Raw genomic sequence first — 5,916 nt, 5'->3', positions numbered from 1 at the left:
TCAAGCAGAAGACGGCATACGAAACTCCGGAATACCGTATTGCAAAACACCGCCTGCTTCATGAAGCGATTCAAAAATCGTAACCGAATACCCTTTTTTTGCCAAATCGCCGGCACAAGCAAGTCCTGCAGGGCCGGATCCGACAACAGCTACACGCTGCGTTTTAGTTCTGCATACCGTATTTGATGGACGTAAGTCATTTTTCCTTGCCCAGTCTGCGACATAACGTTCTAACTTCCCTATTGCCACCGGCTCACCCTTTATCCCCCGTATACAGGCACCCTCGCACTGTTCTTCCTGCGGGCAAACCCGTCCGCACACAGCAGGCAGGGACGATGCTTCACTTAGCAGCGAAAACGCCCGATCAAGCGCATTCGTCTTGATTTCACGAATAAAGTCTGGAATGGCAATAGCCACCGGACATGCTTCTACGCAACGCGGATTTTTGCATTCCAAACATCGCGAGGCTTCCAAAGCAGCGCCACGCGCATCATAACCAAAACAAACCTCTTCAAAGTTTCCGGCACGCACTTGTGAATCCTGTTCTGCCACCGGTACACGTTTAAGAATATCGAAATATTCCGTTTTGCCGTTTTTAACCTTTCCCTCCGGCATAGCTTTATTTGGCTTCGCTTCCTGTTGTAAAAGCACTTCTCGTCCTGTTCTCGTGCGCACCATCTTTTGACGGCGAATGGCTTCGTCAAAATCAATATCACGGGCATCAAATTCCGGTCCGTCCACACACGCAAAACGCACATCCTTTCCAACATGAACGCGACATGCGCCACACATCCCCGTGCCATCTACCATAATGGGATTCATCGAGACAATCGTAGGCAGATTTAATCGATTTGGAGCAGTAAGCTGCGCAACAAATTTCATCATAACCATCGGACCGATACATACACACTGATCGTAATGGCGCTTTTCCTTCTTCACTAATTCTTCAAGACAGGTCGTCACCAGACCTTGTCTGCCGTAAGAACCATCGTCCGTCGTCACAAAGACGTGATCCGCCACACTCTGCATACGATCTTTCCAGAAAAGCAGCGATTTTGTGCGCGCACCGATAAGAACATCCACTGCGACACCACGTTCATGAAGCCATTTCACCTGCGGATAAACCGGTGCCGTCCCCAATCCACCGGCAACAAAGATATACCGTCGTTTTTTAACCACATCAATTCCTTCTTCGATAAAAGCGGAAGGATGACCGAGGGGGCCTAAAATATCCCTTGCGGACATCCCCTCTTCCAATGAAGCGATTTTTCTTGTCGACGCACCGATCGTCTGGACGGCAACCGTTACCATCCCCTTTTCGCGGTCGTAATCCGCAATCGTGAGCGGAATACGTTCAGCGACCTCATCCGCTTTTATAATTAAAAATTGCCCCGGCTCGCAGGATTCTGCGACGCGCGGCGCATAGAACACCAAGGAGACGATATTTTCCGCCAACCATTGCTTTTCGATTACTTCAAACACGATGCCCTCCTTAGAGAAATAGTTCGTCATTCTTGCACTTAAAGACAGTATACCGTAAGCTAAAAAAAAGGACACTGTTTGATCGTTATAGAATACAGACAGAGACCTGTAAATAAATTATTAAGAACAGGAGAACACCGCATTATGAATAAGATGAAGGAAAACCTCTACCCTGCTGTACAAGCCATTTATTTTGCCGGTGGCTGTTTTTGGGGCATACAAGGTTATTTTCGCCAGCTTGACGGCGTTCTTTCCACCGAAGTGGGATATGCCAACGGAAAAACGGAAACCACAAGTTATGACCAAATCAAACAGAGTGATCATGCTGAAACAGTCAAAATAGAATACGACCGCAACCGTATTTCCCTGGCGGAGCTATTGGATCATTATTTGCGCTTGGTGGATCCCCTGTCGGTGAACCGGCAAGGCAATGACACGGGTCGACAATACCGAACCGGAATTTATATTCCTTCTTCTGCACCGGAAGGAACGGAGGAAAAGGTACAAAAACGTCTGAATCGCTTATCCTTGAAACTCGGTCAAAAAGTCGCCATCGAATGTGCGCCGCTTAGCCATTGGGTCAGAGCAGAAGAAGAGCATCAAGACTATCTCCTGAAACATCCCCAAGGCTACTGCCATATCGATCTTTCGCTTGCCGAGGTTCCCCTTGAAGATGGGTTTGAAACCTTCCAAAAACCAAAGGATGAAACGCTTCGCACCCAACTAACGACGATGCAATATCATGTAACGCAAGAAAAAGGAACCGATGTTCCTCACGCGCATCCCTATGATCAGCTTTTTCGTCCGGGGATTTATGTAGATATTGTTTCCGGTGAACCGCTCTTCAGTTCGCGCGATAAGTTTGATGCCGGATGTGGGTGGCCTTCGTTTAGTAAACCAATGCGAAACGAACAGCTCACCAAACATCGCGATCTCTCTATTCCCGGACGCGAACGCGTCGAAGTGCAGTCGCGTCGCGCAGAAAGCCACCTTGGACACGTCTTCCCGGATGGACCGAAAGAACTTGGCGGATTGCGCTATTGCATTGACGGCTCTGCCCTGCGCTTTATTCCACGGGAAGAGATGGAACATGAAGGCTATGGGGATTGGATTGCCTATGTAGATAAAGAGGACTAAAAAAAGGTGCGCCGCTCTTAACTCCTGAGAGTGGCGCACTTATTTTGATCGAAAAACGTAAAATTTGCTCAAAAAATAATTGGATAGCACCACGCCCACTTGGGCGACAGTTTTTACCGCCCAATCATAGCGAATGAGCCTGAGTCCTTCGATGCCGATAAACATGATGGCGGCTTCCAACAGCAAGGAAAGCACGCGACCTCCGACAAAGCGCACAAGTTCGCTTCCCACTTCACTCTTGCTCTTCGCAGAGGAAGCAAAGACAAAACGTCGATTGGTCACAAATGCAAATAACACTGCAACAACCCAGGAAATGCCTGTCGCCGCAAGATAGCGCATGTGGAGTCCCCTCGTGGTTAAAAAATAAACCAAATAGTTTACCAACGTCGTCAGCACGCCGAAAAACAGATAACGGATCGGCTCGCGATACCGTCTCCATAGGGAAGTGAGCTTCATTTCCACTCCTTTAAGGTGCGTTCGATACGCCGTTTATCCTCCGCTTCGCGAAGGCTCTCTCGCTTGTCGTAAAGCTTTTTTCCACGTGCCAGAGCAATATCCACTTTAATTCGTCTTCCTCGCAAAACCACGCTAAGCGGAATGACGGTATACCCTTCCCTTTGGACAGCTTCGGCGAGCTGGCGAATTTCTTTTTTATGCAGAAGCAGCCGCCTGTCGCGCACGGGATCCAAGTTATAGCGGTTTCCCTGCTCATAGGGACTGATGTGCAACCCTTTGAGCCACGCTTCTCCTGCATGAATATCCACATAAGATTGTTGAATCGAGACATGTCCTTGACGCACACTTTTCACTTCGGTGCCTTTTAAGGATATGCCGGCTTCCCAAGTTTTTTCAATAAAGTAATCGTGTTTGGCGCGTTTGTTGTTCGCCAACACCTTGTTCTCATCCTTCTTCATCTTTTTTCCTATCTCTATCGAAACCATCCGCCCTTCCGTCTGCCTTGCCTATTCGGCGCGTTGCGATGGTGCCTTGTTCCTTTTTTTCTTGGCTGACCGGCTTTGGATACCTTTGCCCCTTTGAAGTTTTTCGGACGGATGTCCCTGCGTCGTCCAAATACGTGTTCGGAATGTGAGCCCTCACGACTTGTCTTATGCTTCGTTCCACTCTGCTTTTCCTTCTGCTCATGTACTTGTACAAAATCCGGCAAATGAAAATCAATTTCTCTCAAAAGCGGATTCGCCGCTGCAACCAGCACCCGCACTTCATCCCCGTAACGAAGTTCATGATGATTTTTCTCACCGCTTACCATCATGCGATCTTCATCATAGGAATAGTAATCATCCGTCATGTCGCGAAAATGTGCCAAACCTTCGACTGTATTGGGCAGACGGATAAAAACGCCGAAATTTGTCAGAGAAACCACCTGTCCGATAAACTCTTCACCGATAAAGCGCTGCATGTATTCTGCACACTTCATTTCCACAACATCACGTTCCGCTTCTTCCGCTTTTTGTTCCATAAGGGAAAGGTGTTCACAGCGGACGAAAAGGTCTTTTTTGATGGCATCCTCCGTCAAAGGATTTCCGGAAAGTAAGGCTTTTAACAGGCGATGGGCAATCAAGTCGGAATAGCGACGAATCGGAGAAGTGAAATGAGAATAATGCTCCTCGGCAAGACCGTAGTGCATGGTCGGTTTCGGGCTATAGACCGCCTTGGACATGCTCTGCAAAACGAGCATATTCAAAATACCTTCCTCTTTTTTGCCCTTCACTTGTTCCAAAATGGTGCGAATACGCGAAGGTTCCGGATCCGCCTCGATGGGTTCATAGTGGAAAGCAATGAGGGCATTGTTCAGCCGTTCAATATCCTCCGCTTTGGGCTCTGCATGAATACGATAGATAAACGGCAGCTTTTTTCGGAAAAAGGTTGTACCAATCACAACATTATTGAGAATCATAAATTCTTCAATGAGGCGATTGGCAATACGCCGATCGGCTAACCGAACATCGGTCGCTATGCCCTCTTCGTTCAAAATTACCGCTGTTTCCGGAAAATCAAAGTCGAGCGTCCCCCTCTCCTTACGTTTCTTGGCTAATAGATGATAGAGCGTTGCCATCTCCTCTATGTGAGAAAGCAACGTCTCCTCCTCACTAAAACGCGTACCTTCTTCCAAATAGTCGGAAACGTCCTCATAAACCAGACGATAATCGGAACGGATTACGCTGGTATAGAATTGATGGTCTACGATATTTCCTTCCGTATCCAACGTCATCTGGGTCGTCATTGCGAGACGCTCCACGCCGGGATTTAGTGAGCAAAGCCCGTTGGATAGTTTTTCCGGCAACATGGGGATGACGCGATCAAGAAGATAGACGGAATTTCCCCGTTCGTAAGCATCATGATCCAGCGCCGATCCCGGTTTGACATAGTGCGAAACATCTGCGATATGTACGTAAAGAACGTAGTATTTTCCGCGCTTTTCAAGGGAAATCGCATCATCAAAATCCTTTGCGTCGGCTCCGTCAATCGTTACGGTAAAGAGATTACGTAAATCACGCCGCCCTCGAAACTCTCGCTTATCGACTTCATCTGAAAGCGCTTCCGCCTCTTTTTTCGCTTCTTCGGAAAACGCATAAGGCAAACGAAACTCGCGCGCTACTGCAGTAATATCAACACCCTTTTCTCCTTCCGGACCAAGAACTTCTGTAACGTGACCGGCAGGATGCCATTCATTTGCTTCTGGCGGAAGAAGGTGAAGAATCACTTTGTCCCCTTCTTGCGCATCTAGACTATCGTTATCGGAAATAAATATTGGGCGCGAATAATTCTTTTTATCCGGCAATACGTACCCGCAACCGTTTTGTTTTTCATATACGCCGGCGATGGGATCTGCATTGCGAGATAAAACAGCAGCCACTCTTCCCTTGGCATTTTTACCGGCTACGGAATCGGCTTTTTCGATAATGGCAATACGTACCGTATCCCCGTGCATAGCACCGTTAAGATCATCCGGTGAAATAAACACATCTTCGCAATCTTCTACGGAAGAGACAAAAAAGGCGAATCCTTTAGCATTTCCGACCAGTTCGCCAATGAGCGGATCTTGTTCCTTTGAGGAGACGGGTCTTTCTTGGGGCTTTTGGCCGTTCTCTCTCGGCGGTATGCCTTGTTTCGTTTGAGAAATACATTGTTCTTTTTCTACGGAAAAACCGCTTGCCTTACGCTCTTCGTCCTTCTCATTTCCGGCTAAAACCGTATTTCGTTGGCGTTTGTTCTTTTTCTGCGATTCGTCTCTTTCGCGTTCCGGCAGAGCATAAGCTTTAATTTTTCCACGCTTGC

General features: G+C 47.7%; 4 protein-coding genes. 1 reads left to right on the top strand and 3 read right to left on the bottom strand.

Annotated features, from left to right (window positions below; translation table 11 throughout):
• The first annotated feature begins 1,626 nt into the window (after positions 1–1,626).
• Complete coding sequence (gene msrB, locus RDL68_RS05960) at positions 1,627–2,619, top strand: peptide-methionine (R)-S-oxide reductase MsrB (protein WP_308540765.1); 993 nt, start codon at positions 1,627–1,629, stop codon at positions 2,617–2,619.
• A gap of 39 nt (positions 2,620–2,658) precedes the next feature.
• On the opposite strand, the gene RDL68_RS05955 is transcribed toward msrB, so the two are convergent.
• The 3 genes from RDL68_RS05955 to rnr form a co-directional block, all read right to left on the bottom strand.
• Positions 2,659–3,075, bottom strand: coding sequence for a GtrA family protein (locus RDL68_RS05955; RefSeq protein ID WP_308540764.1), 417 nt, complete (start codon positions 3,073–3,075; stop codon positions 2,659–2,661).
• Entirely contained in the window at positions 3,072–3,533 is a 462-nt protein-coding gene (smpB, locus tag RDL68_RS05950; RefSeq protein ID WP_308540763.1) for an SsrA-binding protein SmpB, read from the bottom strand. Before smpB ends, RDL68_RS05955 begins: the two co-directional genes overlap by 4 nt.
• Positions 3,534–3,547: 14 nt before the next feature.
• The coding region (gene rnr / locus RDL68_RS05945; protein WP_308540762.1) for a ribonuclease R at positions 3,548–5,916 on the bottom strand (2,369 nt) is incomplete at its 5' end.

It is taken from the genome of uncultured Murdochiella sp. (assembly GCF_902488755.1).
Lineage (GTDB): Bacteria > Bacillota > Clostridia > Tissierellales > Peptoniphilaceae > Murdochiella.
The sequence above is the reverse complement of the archived record's forward strand: the minus strand, read 5'-3'. Positions and strand labels throughout refer to the sequence as shown.

Excerpts from the sequence above, each read along its gene's own strand:
- RDL68_RS05955 (WP_308540764.1), bottom strand. The coding sequence starts at position 3,075 with ATGAAGCTCACTTCCCTATGGAGACGGTATCGCGAGCCGATCCGTTAT.
- msrB (WP_308540765.1), top strand. The coding sequence starts at position 1,627 with ATGAATAAGATGAAGGAAAACCTCTACCCTGCTGTACAAGCCATTTAT.
- smpB (WP_308540763.1), bottom strand. The coding sequence starts at position 3,533 with ATGAAGAAGGATGAGAACAAGGTGTTGGCGAACAACAAACGCGCCAAA.